This window comes from Salmonella sp. SG203, from assembly GCF_013350575.1.
Lineage (GTDB): Bacteria > Pseudomonadota > Gammaproteobacteria > Enterobacterales > Enterobacteriaceae > Salmonella > Salmonella enterica.
The window spans coordinates 46,216-59,431 of sequence record NZ_SNMT01000002.1; the positions used below are offsets into that span (position 1 = coordinate 46,216).

Genomic DNA, 13,216 nt, shown 5'->3' on the forward strand with positions numbered 1-13,216 from the left:
CGGACAACTCCGAAGCGAGTGATGTAGAAGCGCTCACCGGCGCGAGCAGCCGGTGAGGCGCAGAGAAATTAATGCAGTTTCAGGCGCGGACGAATGACGCGGTTAATACTGCCCACCAACATCATCAGGCCGGTTTTAAAGTATCCATGCAGCGCTATCTGGTGCATACGGTATAGCGAGATATACACGAAGCGGGCGATACGTCCTTCAATCATCATTGAACCGCGGGTCAGGTTCCCCATCAGACTACCCACGGTAGAGAAGTTGGACAGAGAGACCAGCGAACCATGATCTTTATACTGGTAAGCTTTCAGCGGTTTGCCATTCATCTGCGCCAGAATGTTATTCATCGCGCAGGTAGCCATCTGATGCGCCGCCTGAGCGCGAGGCGGCACAAAACCTCCCTCCGGACGTGCGCAGGAAGCGCAGTCGCCAATCGCATAAATATCAGGATCGCGCGTGGTTTGCAGCGTCGGTTCCACCACCAGTTGGTTAATGCGGTTCGTTTCCAGACCACCAATCTCTTTCATAAAATCTGGCGCTTTGATACCCGCCGCCCACACCATCAGATCGGCCTGAATATATTCACCTTCTTTCGTATGCAGGCCGCCTTCGTCGGCGCTGGTGACCATAGTTTGCGTCAGCACGCGAACGCCCAGTTTGGTCAGTTCATTATGCGCGGCGCTGGAGATACGCGGCGGCAACGCAGGCAGAATACGCTCGCCAGCCTCAACCAACGTCACGTTAAGCGCGTCGTTGGTCAGCCCCTTATAACCATAGCTATGCAGCTGTTTTACCGCATTATGCAGTTCAGCCGACAGCTCAACCCCCGTCGCACCGCCGCCAACGATGGCGATATTGACCTTACCGTTCGCGCCCAGATTAGCCGAATACTTGAGGAACAAGTTCAGCATCTCCTGGTGAAAACGGCGCGCCTGATGCGGGTTATCGAGGAAGATACAGTGCTCTTTCACGCCCGGCGTGTTGAAATCATTAGAGGTGCTGCCCAGCGCCATCACCAGCGTGTCATACGCGATTTTGCGCTCCGGCACCAGCAGTTCGCCCTTTTCATCACGCAACTCGGCAATGGTGATGGTCTTCGCTTCGCGATCGATATCCATCACCGACCCCAGCTGGAACTGGAAACCATGATTACGCGCATGAGCCAGATAGCTCAGCGCATCCACGCCTTCGTCCAGAGAGCCAGTCGCCACTTCGTGCAGCAATGGTTTCCACAGATGGCTGTGATTTCTGTCTACCAGCGTAATTTTCGCTTTTTTCTTGCGCCCCAGTTTATGGCCTAACTGCGTCGCCATTTCCAGCCCGCCAGCGCCGCCGCCGACAATCACGATCTTTTTTAATGGTGTAGTCAACGTGACCCCCTTAAATTTATTAACCAATTGTTAATTAAAAGTTATTAGTATAACCTTTAATTAACAACAAGTTACGTTAATGAGAATAAGCTTCTGATATGAGAATAGCATGAACGGTGCATTGGTCATACCAAAATTGATGTGCATCAAGTTTTCATGCTGAAAAGATAGACAGTTTGCGAGAATTGAGCATAAAAAAACCAGCCGCAAGGCTGGTTATCCGGTCACTGATAACGCCATATTGCCGGGGGCGTTACCCCAGCGCTTTAAACGCTTTGATACGTTGCAAATGCGGCGAAATATTTTTGAATTTGTGAGTCTGTTCCTCATCCCACACAATTTCATAAAACGGGTGAAGCGCTTGCGCTGAGCGTTGGCTGTCCAGCGCTTCGTCATGACGCGAGAGGATCACCAGACAACGATCGCGATTTTTTTCGCGAAAGTTGGTCACGCACTTTGTAGCGATGTCCGCATATTCTTCCGGGCGATCGATTTTCCCCTCCATGTTTTCATAGGGGAACAGGTTCGGGTTAAAAACCACCTGACGGATATCGCACAAAAAGCCAATCCGCTCCGCCCAATAACCGCCCAGCCCCACGCCACAGATTAAAGGGCGCTCGTCCACATTCAACTGCAACATTTTGTCCACTTCTTTCAGCAGATGCTGCATATCGTGCTTAGGATGCCGCGTACTGTAGCTTACCAGCCGAACATCCGGGTCGATAAACTGTAATTGCAACACTTTTTCATGGTTGCCCGGACTATTTGAATCAAAACCGTGTAAATAAATAATCATCTGGCACCCTCACGAAAACTCGAGTTAATGACCTGCTTTTTCTTCCTGCCAGCGTTCATGTAACTGGTTGAGCTGGGCGCTGGCTGTTTTCCAGCGTGCTGAGTCCATGAGCTCCCGGCGTGAAAATGAACCTTTATGATACAAACGTGTAACACGTTCTGCTTTGATCGGCGACAGATTATCCAGCACGCTGACTGCGCCTTTACGATTATTGCAGACCAGAATCATATCGCAACCCGCATCCAGCGACGCCTGAGCGCGCTCAGCATAGCTGCCCATAATCGCCGCGCCCTCCATAGACAGATCGTCGGAGAAAATGACGCCGTCAAAGCCTAGCTCCTGACGCAGCACCGTTTTCAGCCAGTACGGCGAACCGCTTGCCGGACGCGGATCGATAGCGCGGTAGATCACGTGGGCAGGCATAATCGCATCCAGTTTATTCTCGCTAATCAGCGTGCGGAACACCGACATATCTTTGCCACGGATGTCCGTTTCAGGACGTGGATCGCACGGCGTCTCTTTGTGGGAGTCCGCCGTGACCGCGCCGTGACCGGGGAAATGCTTACCGGTCGTTTTCATCCCGGCGTCATGCATGCCGTCAATAAAGCGTGTTGCCATTGCCAACGCTTTTGCGGGATCGGCATGATAAGAACGCTCGCCAATTGCCGCGCTGATATGCCCGACATCCAGCACTGGCGCAAAACTGATATCAATATCCATCGCGATCATTTCGCTGGCCATCAGCCACCCTGCCTCCTGCGCCAGTCGCCCCCCCTCTTCCAGCCCATGCAGCGCAAAAAAAGATTGCGCCGCGGGCAGGCGGGTAAACCCTTCACGGAAACGCTGTACGCGCCCGCCTTCCTGATCGACGGCCACCACCAGATGGTTACGCGATGCCGCCCGAATCTGGCGCACTAATTCGCGCAGCTGTTCCGGGTCATGGTAATTACGCGTGAACAGAATAAGCCCGCCAACCAGCGGATGCGCCAGTATCTCGCGCTCCTCCGCATCCAGCTCACATCCTTCGACATTCAACATTACTGGGCCCACACTGCTCTCCTTATCCTTTCATACGTAGCTGGCGCCAGGTTTCATCGGCCAGCCTGATAAATTGTTGCTCGCCGGTTTGTCGCCAGCGGTATTCGAACCACCCTGCTTTTAGCATAATGACCCAGGGGTGCCATAATCGTATCTGTCGCCATAGCTGCCGGGCGTCGATTCGCGCGCGCGCGGCATAAGCGTTTGCCAAGTGTCGGTGCTGGCGTTCATTCTCAACCCATACTGCCGCCAGCTCCAACGCAATATCGCCGTCGCCGGCATACTCCCAGTCAATCAGTCTCAACCCGGCGGACGTTAATACTATATTGTCGCCATGGACATCCATATGCAAAGGCGCAAGCCGCAGCGGGCGAGGTTCACCGTTTTTTTGCAACTGTTTGAGCCGCCGCAACCAAAACGGCGTACGCCTTGCCGGATCGCAACACGACCAGTACTGCGCCAATAGTGGCGATAGCGCAATACGCCAGCCAAAACGCGGCTGTCGATGCAAATGATACAGTAAGGCCGCCAGTTCGTCGGCATCTGGCAGAGCGGAATTTACCACACCATGCAGATATTCTACCGCCATCCAGCCTGGCGTATAAAAAAGCGCTCGCGGCGCCAGACTGGCCGGCAATTGGGATAAGGCGCGGTAATGACGTAAAAAATGGGCTGGTGGAGCGTCGGGGTCGTGATGACGGCGCAGCACGACGCGGTGAGTATCGTGAGCAATAATACAGCTCCCGCCGCTTAGCCCCTGCGATGCGGCGACGGCGGGACGATACTGGGGAAAATAGCGCGACAGGATCTCGTCGCGCGTTAAGGGATTATTGTTGTTGGACCACACCTTTACCTGACCAGATTATCTCGCCAGTTTGCACCAGCATTAACTGCATCTGTAATGCAGGCGCGTTAACGTTACCGGATGCGCTGGAGTAAAGTACATATTGCGCCCCGACATTGCGCGCAATGCCAATAGCTTTACTGCGCGTTCCCAGACTATCCTGCGGAGACAACCCTAACTGCTGTTTTGCCATCGAGAGTTGCTGTACGGAGACCAGCGTAAATTTACCGTTGTTCGCCAGCGCATTACGTAACGTTTCCGTTGCCTCGTTCGCATTTAATGACCCATTCGTCCGGTTATTCACGCTGTCGACAAGCAATACGTTTCCGGCCGTCACGCCATCAGCCTGCAACATTTTGCTGACCAGCGGTTGCATCGCGCCGTTCCAGTCATAGTGGCGCACCTTAGGCGCTGGCTGGCCCGTTTGATCTTCATGTTCGATCGGCCCCGGTTGCTGTGGAATGGTTGGCACAGACGGCACAACAGGAGGCTGCGGCGGCTGCGCGGGTTGTTCTGGCGCTGGTTTTACCTCTTCAACTGGCGCAGGTTGACGTTGCGCCATACACCCGGAGAGAAATATCGCCAGCGCAGCAATGGCAGCGTAGCGATGCATTTTTGTCATCAAAATTCACTCCTCACAAATAAAGATAAAGCCTGACCTTATGCGCCCCCAGATAATTGGCGCTGCCAAATAGCGTTACCGACGAACGCGCGGGTATGGTTACGCTACGCGGCGCCTCCAGCGGATGCATCTCCAGCCCCCGCGCGTCATACCAGTAAAACCGATAATGAACGGTTATGGGCTCTTGCCTTTCGTTATAGACGCGGGAAGAGGCTGATGGCTGGATATCAGACGCCGTCAGTTCAGGCGGCTCTGCGGTGACGCCCGCCGCCAGAACCGTGGACTCCATCACCAGCGACTGCGCGTCGCTTACCGGAATTTCAGGGTGTGACCGGCAGCCGGTAAGCAGCAGCAAGCCCAGAGAAACCACGATGCATCCTTTGATCATACTTACAAGCCTTTATGCGCCAGCATCGGGCCTAGCGGGCGGCCGCCCAGTAGGTGCATATGGATATGATAAACCTCCTGGCCCCCATGACGGTTGGTATTCATGATTAAACGATACCCATCTTCGGCAATGCCTTCTTGTTCGGCGATTTTCGCCGCCACGGTGATCATCCGACCTAACGCCTGTTCATGTTCCGCCGTCACGTCATTGACGGTTGGGATCAGGATATTGGGAATAATCAAGATATGCGTCGGCGCCTGCGGTGAAATATCACGAAAGGCGGTGACCAGCTCATCCTGATAAACGATATCCGAAGGGATTTCACGACGAATAATTTTGCTGAATATAGTTTCTTCTGCCACGACGTTTTCCTTTTTCATAATAGCCCTTGCAGCGCACATGCTACGCCGAGCCATACTGCGAGTATAGAGTATGAGCGAGTTACCGACGCTCTTTCAACTTTAACCCACGATTTATTAAGCGAAAAATGACTACATGCTGGACTTACCGCCATATCCCCCTGCCATGACGCCTTTGTACGCTTAAAAAATATTTCTAGTTTCCCTGGTTATACCGTTTTACACATTTAATACAAATGCGTATATTTCTCATTTGCATTTTTATGCGCATTAACTAGCAAAGAATGAAAAGGTTCAACGTCATACGTCCTGAACTTACCCCAATAACAAGCAAGGATTTTCAGATGTCTTTCATTCAATACCGCCGGGACAAACACCTTCCGTCCACCGCCGCACCGTCGCTGTTAGCTATGAGTATGGCGATGGCATTTATGCCTGCCGCCTTCGCGGCTGAGGATACCGTTATTGTCGAAGGCGAGACGACCGCTGACGCCGTAAACCGTGAAGAACAGGATTACAGCGTGAAAACGACCGCAGCGGGCACCAAAATGCCGATGACTCAGCGCGATATCCCGCAGTCGGTCAGTATTGTCAGCCAGCAGCGTATGGAAGACCAGCAGTTGCAAACCCTGGGCGAGGTGATGACCAATACGCTGGGAATCAGTGGAAGCCAGGCTGACTCCGATCGCATCAGCTATTACTCGCGCGGGTTTGAAATTGACAACTATATGGTTGACGGTATTCCAACGTATTTTGAGTCCCGTTGGAATCTGGGCGATGCGCTAACGGATACCGCGCTGTATGAGCGCGTGGAGGTGGTTCGCGGCGCGAATGGGCTGATGACCGGAACCGGCAATCCTTCTGCCTCAATTAATATGATCCGTAAACACGCCACCAGTCGGGAGTTCAAAGGTAACGTCTCCACAGAATACGGTAGCTGGAATAAGCAGCGTTACGTCATGGATCTGCAAAGTCCGCTCACCGCAGACGGCAATGTCCGTGGGCGCATCGTGGCGGGTTATCAGAATAATGATTCCTGGCTGGACCGCTATAACAGTGAGAAAGCGTTCTTTTCCGGAATTATCGATGCCGATCTGGGTGCAACTACCAGCCTTTCAGCCGGTTATGAATATCAAAAAATTGATGTCAACAGCCCGACCTGGGGCGGTCTGCCGCGCTGGAACACCGATGGCAGCAAAAATAGCTATGACCGCGCGCGTAGTACCGCCCCGGACTGGGCTTATAACAACAAAGAGATAAATAAATTCTTCGTCACGCTTAAACAGCGTTTTGCCGAAAGCTGGCAGGCGACCCTGAATGCGACCCATACTGAGGTCAAATTCGACAGTAAAATGATGTATATCGATGCGTTAGTCGATAAAGAGACAGGTACGCTGGTGAGTCCTTATGGCGCAAGCTACCCCGTGGTCGGCGGTACGGGCTGGAACAGCGGCAAGCGCAAAGTAGATGCCATAGATCTCTTTGCCGATGGCGCTTATGAGCTGTTTGGCCGTCAGCACAATATGATGTTTGGCGGTAGTTATAGTAAGCAGAATAACCGCTATTTTAGCGCCTGGGCGAACGTCTTTCCGGACGACATTGGCAACTTCAGCGCCTTTAACGGTAATTTCCCCCAAACTCACTGGGCGCCACAAAATCTGGCGCAGGACGATACCACGCATATGAAATCGCTGTATGCCGCTACGCGCATTTCGCTGGCCGATCCGCTGCATCTGATTCTTGGCGCTCGTTATACCAACTGGCGTGTTGATACACTGACCTACAGCATGGAGAAAAACCATACCACGCCGTATGCCGGGCTGATTTATGATATCAACGACAACTGGTCCGCTTATGCCAGTTATACCTCTATCTTTCAGCCGCAGAATAAACGCGACAAAGCGGGTCAATATCTGGCTCCGATTACCGGTAATAACTATGAAGCGGGTCTGAAGTCCGACTGGATGAACAGTCGCCTCACCACCACGTTGTCCGTGTTCCGCATTGAGCAGAATAACGTCGCTCAGGCAACCACTATTCCCATCCCTGGCAGTAATGGGGAGTTTGCCTGGAAGTCTACTGACGGAACGGTGAGCAAAGGCGTCGAATTTGAAGTGAACGGCGCAATTACCGATAACTGGCAGATGACTTTCGGGGCTACCCGGTATGTTGCCGAGGACAATGAAGGTAACGCCGTGAACCCTAATCTTCCGCGCACCAGCGTGAAGTTATTCACCCGCTATCGTCTGCCGGCGATACCGGAGCTGACGGTCGGCGGCGGCGTGAACTGGCAGAATCGGGTTTACAAAGATACCACGACGCCGTACGGCACTTTCCGCGCCGAACAGGGCAGCTATGCGCTGGTCGATCTGTTTACCCGCTATCAGGTGACGAAAAATTTCTCCGTACAGGGAAACATCAACAACCTGTTTGATAAAACCTACGACACCAATATTGATGGTTCCATTGTTTACGGCGCACCGCGTAACGTCAGCCTCACCGCCAATTATCAGTTCTGACAGACTGTCGGAGAGCGGCATGTAAAGCGCCATTAAAAAAGGCAGCCGAATGGCTGCCTTAATTCTCCCCAACATCATTACTGCTTAGCTGTTACGGATGTACTCATCCATTTCCGTTTTCAGGTTATCGGATTTCGTACCGAAAATAGCCTGAACGCCGGAACCCGCGACGACAACGCCTGCCGCGCCCAGTTTCTTCAGGCCAGCCTGATCCACTTTCGCTACATCGGCTACGCTCACGCGCAGACGCGTGATACAGGCATCCAGGTTAGTGATGTTCTCTTTACCGCCAAACGCCGCAACCAAAGCCGGCGCCATTTCGCTGGTCGCCCCCGCTTTTGCGTCATCAGTAGTGTCTTCACGACCCGGCGTTTTCAGATCCAGCGCTTTGATCAGCACGCGGAACACGGTGTAGTACACAATCGCATAACCGGCGCCAACAATCGGGAACAGCCACAATTTGCTGCTGTTACCGGACAGCACGATAAAGTCGATCAGACCGTGGGAGAACGACGTACCGTCACGCATCCCCAGCAGGATACAGATCGGGAATGCCAGACCTGCCAGAATCGCGTGAATGATGTACAGGATCGGCGCCACGAACATGAAGGAGAACTCGATAGGCTCGGTAATACCCGTCAAAAACGAGGTCAGCGCGGCGGAAATCATGATACCGCCCACTTTTGCGCGGTTTTCCGGTTTAGCAGAGTGCCAGATAGCAATGGCCGCAGCCGGCAGACCGTACATTTTGAACAGGAAGCCGCCAGACAACATACCCGCCGTCGGGTCGCCCGCCATATAGCGCGGAATGTCGCCGTGGAATACCTGACCCGCTGCGTTGGTGTATTCGCCGATCTGCATCTGGAAAGGAACGTTCCAGATATGATGCAGACCAAACGGCACCAGGCAACGCTCGATAAAACCGTAAATACCAAACGCGACAACCGGATTCTGATAAGCCGCCCACTGCGAGAACGCCTGGATAGCCGTACCGATTGGCGGCCATACGAAAGACAGCACCACACCGGTAAAAATAGCGGCCAGACCCGAAATGATCGGCACGAAGCGTTTGCCCGCAAAGAAGCCCAGATACTCAGGCAGTTTGATACGGTAGAAGCGGTTAAACATATACGCTGCGATCGCACCGGAGATAATCCCCCCGAGAACACCCGTATCAGCAAGGTGTTTAGCGGCGATCTCTTCAGCAGGTAAATGCAGAACCAGCGGCGCAACCACAGCCATGGTTTTCACCATGATGCCATACGCTACTACCGCCGCCAGAGCCGAAACGCCGTCGTTGTTGGTAAAGCCCAACGCCACGCCGATAGCGAAAATCAGCGGCATATTGGCAAAAACAGATCCGCCCGCTTCTGCCATAACGTGCGATACAACGGCTGGCAGCCAGCTGAAGTTAGCGGAACCGACACCCAGCAGGATACCTGCGATAGGGAGTACGGATACCGGCAGCATCAGCGATTTACCGACCTTTTGCAGGTTAGCAAATGCATTCTTAAACATAATTGAGAGTGCTCCTGAGTATTTGTGCTTTTCTACGTTCTCACGCATTGGCGAGGGGGGAGAACCCCGCCGTGGACAGGACATCTAAGTGCCCTTTTATTTATTACACAGAGTAAAATAAATACGTCTGATTTTGTTTGACGGCTATCACGTTTCAGCGCCAGATAGCCTAAAAAGTATCACATTCTGCCAAAATGAGTTTCCGAATGTTTCCATAAGCTCGCTCACCGCCCCTTTTGTGGCGGTGAACTTTACGCGCTTTGCTTATTAATTACGAGCTTTAAAAAAACTCGTTTAACGGATTGATGACAGGCGAGACGCGTCAATATGGAACAGGCGAGCAAAGTTATCGGTGGTGATCTGCGCCAGTTCTTCAACGGCAACCCCTTTCAATACCGCCATATATTCTGCGACGTCGCGTACCATCGCAGGCTGGTTCTCTTTACCGCGATGCGGCACCGGCGCCAGATAAGGAGAATCGGTCTCGACTAATAACCGATCCAGCGGCACATAGCGCGCCGCATCACGCAACTGTTCAGCGTTACGGAACGTTACGATGCCGGAAAAAGAGATATAAAACCCCAGATCCAGCAATTTGCCGGCCGTTTCTCTGTCTTCTGTAAAACAGTGTAGTACGCCGCCGCAATCCGTCACTTTTTCTTCGCGCAGGATAGCCAGCGTATCGGCACGCGCGTCGCGAGTATGGACAATCACCGGTTTATGCAATTCGCGGCCAATCTGGATATGATGAATAAAAGACGCCTGCTGGCGGATTTTGGTCTCAGGCGTGTAAAAGTAATCAAGCCCGGTCTCGCCCATCGCCACCACATCGTCTTCTGCAGCAAGGAGGCGCAGTTCTTCTACGTCATATGCTTCATCCTGATTTAACGGATGCACGCCGCAGGAAAAGACCACATTATCGCGCTTGCCCACCAGCTTGCGCATATGGCGATACCCCGGCAGCGTCGTCGCCACCGCTAAACAGAACTTCACATCGCGCGCGGCGGCTTTCGCCAGCACGTCGTCCACGTCCTTATGCAAAGATTGATAATCCAGACCATCAAGATGGCAGTGTGAGTCGACTAAAAACATAATGTCTCTCTCAAAGATGAGGAACAGGCAACAAGGTGCCTGGTTGCAGGTAATGCTCGATGCGGAGAATGAGATCGGTTAATACCAGTTCGCGGTTTAATCCGGTCACATGAAGTAATTGATCACGACAATGGCAAACATCGTTCAGGATTGCCTGAATACGCGCCGGGGATAGCGGCCCCGCCAGCGCGGCAACAACCGCGTCCGCATCAACGTTTGTCAGGTACGACGCGCCGTGCTGACGTTTCAGCGCGTCTACCAGCAGCGTCGCCAGCCAGTGCAGGCGCGCCGGGGCTTGCTCATGATTGAGCGCCGTTAATAACGCATACCAGTCGCCCGTATGCAAACTGTCCATTAACGCCTGACACAGCGCCTCACGCTGCGCCCAACGTTCAGACTGCAACAGCGCCAGCGCGGCGCCGGGCGACCCCGCGTTCAGGCGTAGCGCCGTGAGCAATGCTTCTTGTGACGCCGTCACTTCTCGCGACAGCCATGACATCGCATACGATTCGGACGGCGGCGCCAGATGATGCAGCCGACAGCGGCTACGTAATGTCGCCAACAGACGAGCAGGTTCCGGGCTGGCAAGGAAAAACCAGGTTTGCTCCGGCGGCTCTTCCAGCGTTTTGAGTAACGCATTGGCAGCGGCGTCGGTTAATAGCGCCGCCTCCGCAATCCACACCACCTTCGCACCGCCCAGACGGGAGTGCTCGTACAATTTCTCGCTGACCTCGCGTACCGCATCTACACCAAGGCTGCTTTTGCCTTTATCCGGCGTCAGCGTGTAATAGTCCGGATGCGTGCCAGCCTGCATAAGCTGACAGCCACGGCAATGCCCACAGCTTTTGTGGCCCTCAGGCTGCTGGCATAACAGATAACGGCTCAGCGCATAGCACAGCGCCTCGTCGCCCATGCCAGGTAAGGCCTGAATCAGTAGCGCATGGTGCCCACGTCCCGCCTGGTAACTTTCTACCAGTTTTTCATAGGCGGGCCGTAACCATGGATACCATTTCATGCCGCTTGCTCCTGCACCCACTTCGTCACCGTGGCGCGAATGTCGCGCATGACGGCATCCAGCGGCTGGGTCGCGTCAATGGTGCGGATACGCGAGTCTTGCGCCGCCAGTTCCAGATAGCGCGCGCGAGTCCGGTTAAAGAAATCAAAAGATTCCTGCTCAATGCGATCCAAATCGCCGCGCGCTCTGGCGCGTTTTAGCCCGACTTCCGGCGTGACATCCAGATACAGCGTCAGGTCAGGGCGAAAATCGCCCAGCACGGCATCGCGTAGTGTCGCCAGCATGGTTTGATCAATGCCGCGCCCTCCCCCCTGATACGCCTGGGTCGAGAGATCGTGGCGATCGCCGATCACCCATACGCCTTGCGCCAGCGCGGGTTTGATTACCGTTTCGACGAGCTGTACGCGAGCGGCATAAAACATCAGCACTTCCGCTTTATCGGTAATCACTTCGTCGCCTACCGATCGAATATCCAGCACCAGACTTCTTAGTTTTTCGGCAAGCTGCGTACCGCCCGGCTCACGGGTAAAAATCATATTACGAATACCCAGTTGCTCAAGGGTCTCCACCACCACGTCGCGCGCAGTGGTTTTTCCGGCGCCTTCCAGGCCCTCGATGACGATATAATTACTGCCCATTTTTTTCCTTAAGCACTTTCAGGTACTCCTGCACTGACCGATTATGGCTGGCAAGATTGGTGTTAAATGTGTGACCGCCTTTACCGTCGGCCACAAAATAGAGATACGGCGTTTTCGCCGGATGCGCCGCCGCCTGCAATGACGCTTCGCTGGGCGATGCAATCGGTCCTGGCGGCAGCCCGGTTATGGTATACGTGTTATAAGCCGTCGGCTTTTCCAGATCCGCACGCGACAAGTTACCATTATAACTCGTCCCCATTCCGTAAATCACGGTGGGATCGGTCTGAAGGCGCATACCGATTCTCAGGCGATTAATAAAGACTGAGGCCACCTGATCGCGTTCGCTGGCGACAGCCGTTTCTTTTTCAATAATCGAGGCCATTGTCACCAGTTGGTTCTGATCTTTATAAGGCAGCCCCTCGGCCCGGCCTTTCCAGACAGTATCGACAGCTTTCACCATCTTTTGGTGCGCTCGCTTGAGAATAGCGACATCGCTGGTGTTGGCGGTATACATCCAGGTATCGGGCCAGAACCACCCTTCTACCCATTCCGGATGCGCAAGCTTTAATGCCTGAGCGACAGTGGCGTAGTCATCATCCGGCAATGTATGGCGAATATACGGCGCCTCTCGTAACTGTTTCAGGTAATCGCTAAGGCGCATCCCTTCCACAAACCGCAACGGGAATTGCGCTTCTTTGCCGCTCTCCAGCAACTCAAGCATCTCCCGTACGGTCATCCCCGGCGTAAAACGGTAAGTTCCCGCTTTAAAGTGCGATAACTCAGGCTCCACGCGCAGCAGCCACTGAAATACCCGGGGGCGATTAATGATTTTTTCATCATAAAGCTGGTCGCCAAGCGCCAGCCGCCCCGTTCCCGCCTTGAGCGTAAAGATAGTCTCGTTTTTAATAAGTAACGTGCTGTTCGCCAGATGGCGAACTTTCCACATCCCCACGCCCGCGGCAATACCCAGCACAACCAACAGCAGAAGGAAAACGCCTGACAATTTTTTCATAA

At 53.6% G+C, this 13,216-nt stretch carries 13 protein-coding genes; 1 reads left to right on the plus strand and 12 read right to left on the minus strand.

Going from position 1 to position 13,216, the window contains the following annotated elements; translation table 11 throughout:
- Positions 1 to 68: 68 nt before the first annotated feature.
- From ndh to hinT, 7 genes are all read right to left on the minus strand, one after another.
- A complete protein-coding gene (gene ndh / locus HV477_RS03360; protein ID WP_000211053.1) occupies positions 69 to 1,373 on the minus strand; it encodes an NADH-quinone dehydrogenase in 1,305 nt (434 codons plus the stop codon).
- Between the two features lie 253 nt (positions 1,374 to 1,626).
- Positions 1,627 to 2,169 (minus strand): alpha/beta hydrolase YcfP, encoded by a 543-nt coding sequence (gene ycfP / locus HV477_RS03365; protein ID WP_023233934.1) that lies wholly within the window; start codon positions 2,167 to 2,169, stop codon positions 1,627 to 1,629.
- Between the two features lie 24 nt (positions 2,170 to 2,193).
- Positions 2,194 to 3,219, minus strand: coding sequence for a beta-N-acetylhexosaminidase (gene nagZ, locus HV477_RS03370; RefSeq protein WP_000529340.1), 1,026 nt, complete (start codon positions 3,217 to 3,219; stop codon positions 2,194 to 2,196).
- Between the two features lie 10 nt (positions 3,220 to 3,229).
- Entirely contained in the window at positions 3,230 to 4,054 is an 825-nt protein-coding gene (gene thiK / locus HV477_RS03375; protein WP_175064922.1) for a thiamine kinase, read from the minus strand.
- Positions 4,035 to 4,673, minus strand: coding sequence for a penicillin-binding protein activator LpoB (lpoB, locus tag HV477_RS03380; RefSeq protein WP_175064923.1), 639 nt, complete (start codon positions 4,671 to 4,673; stop codon positions 4,035 to 4,037). Before lpoB ends, thiK begins: the two co-directional genes overlap by 20 nt.
- Before the next feature lie 13 nt (positions 4,674 to 4,686).
- A complete protein-coding gene (locus HV477_RS03385; RefSeq protein ID WP_001589187.1) occupies positions 4,687 to 5,061 on the minus strand; it encodes a YcfL family protein in 375 nt (124 codons plus the stop codon).
- Positions 5,062 to 5,063: 2 nt separating this feature from the next.
- Entirely contained in the window at positions 5,064 to 5,423 is a 360-nt protein-coding gene (gene hinT, locus HV477_RS03390) for a purine nucleoside phosphoramidase (protein WP_001532068.1), read from the minus strand.
- Between the two features lie 341 nt (positions 5,424 to 5,764).
- Between hinT and fhuE the strand changes: the two genes are divergently transcribed.
- The gene (gene fhuE, locus HV477_RS03395; RefSeq protein ID WP_052931978.1) at positions 5,765 to 7,939 is read left to right on the plus strand and encodes a ferric-rhodotorulic acid/ferric-coprogen receptor FhuE; all 2,175 of its coding nucleotides are present in this window, start codon (positions 5,765 to 5,767) and stop codon (positions 7,937 to 7,939) included.
- An 84-nt stretch (positions 7,940 to 8,023) separates the two neighbouring features.
- On the opposite strand, the gene ptsG is transcribed toward fhuE, so the two are convergent.
- The 5 genes from ptsG to yceG form a co-directional block, all read right to left on the minus strand.
- Positions 8,024 to 9,457 carry a PTS glucose transporter subunit IIBC gene (gene ptsG / locus HV477_RS03400; RefSeq protein ID WP_000475705.1) on the minus strand — a complete coding sequence of 478 codons (1,434 nt, stop codon included), beginning with the start codon at positions 9,455 to 9,457 and terminating at the stop codon, positions 8,024 to 8,026.
- A gap of 294 nt (positions 9,458 to 9,751) precedes the next feature.
- Positions 9,752 to 10,549, minus strand: a complete 798-nt coding sequence (locus HV477_RS03405; protein ID WP_000480277.1) for a metal-dependent hydrolase — start codon at positions 10,547 to 10,549, stop codon at positions 9,752 to 9,754.
- A gap of 10 nt (positions 10,550 to 10,559) precedes the next feature.
- Positions 10,560 to 11,564 carry a DNA polymerase III subunit delta' gene (holB, locus tag HV477_RS03410; protein ID WP_079899170.1) on the minus strand — a complete coding sequence of 335 codons (1,005 nt, stop codon included), beginning with the start codon at positions 11,562 to 11,564 and terminating at the stop codon, positions 10,560 to 10,562.
- The gene (gene tmk / locus HV477_RS03415) at positions 11,561 to 12,202 is read right to left on the minus strand and encodes a dTMP kinase (RefSeq protein WP_000535399.1); all 642 of its coding nucleotides are present in this window, start codon (positions 12,200 to 12,202) and stop codon (positions 11,561 to 11,563) included. The genes holB and tmk overlap by 4 nt, the downstream gene beginning before the upstream one ends.
- Positions 12,192 to 13,214, minus strand: coding sequence for a cell division protein YceG (yceG, locus tag HV477_RS03420; RefSeq protein WP_000736459.1), 1,023 nt, complete (start codon positions 13,212 to 13,214; stop codon positions 12,192 to 12,194). The genes tmk and yceG overlap by 11 nt, the downstream gene beginning before the upstream one ends.
- Positions 13,215 to 13,216 lie beyond the last annotated feature (2 nt).

Excerpts from the sequence above, each read along its gene's own strand:
- fhuE (WP_052931978.1), top strand. The coding sequence starts at position 5,765 with ATGTCTTTCATTCAATACCGCCGGGACAAACACCTTCCGTCCACCGCC.
- HV477_RS03405 (WP_000480277.1), bottom strand. The coding sequence starts at position 10,549 with ATGTTTTTAGTCGACTCACACTGCCATCTTGATGGTCTGGATTATCAA.
- yceG (WP_000736459.1), bottom strand. The coding sequence starts at position 13,214 with ATGAAAAAATTGTCAGGCGTTTTCCTTCTGCTGTTGGTTGTGCTGGGT.
- lpoB (WP_175064923.1), bottom strand. The coding sequence starts at position 4,673 with ATGACAAAAATGCATCGCTACGCTGCCATTGCTGCGCTGGCGATATTT.
- holB (WP_079899170.1), bottom strand. The coding sequence starts at position 11,564 with ATGAAATGGTATCCATGGTTACGGCCCGCCTATGAAAAACTGGTAGAA.
- tmk (WP_000535399.1), bottom strand. The coding sequence starts at position 12,202 with ATGGGCAGTAATTATATCGTCATCGAGGGCCTGGAAGGCGCCGGAAAA.
- ycfP (WP_023233934.1), bottom strand. The coding sequence starts at position 2,169 with ATGATTATTTATTTACACGGTTTTGATTCAAATAGTCCGGGCAACCAT.
- ptsG (WP_000475705.1), bottom strand. The coding sequence starts at position 9,457 with ATGTTTAAGAATGCATTTGCTAACCTGCAAAAGGTCGGTAAATCGCTG.
- HV477_RS03385 (WP_001589187.1), bottom strand. The coding sequence starts at position 5,061 with ATGATCAAAGGATGCATCGTGGTTTCTCTGGGCTTGCTGCTGCTTACC.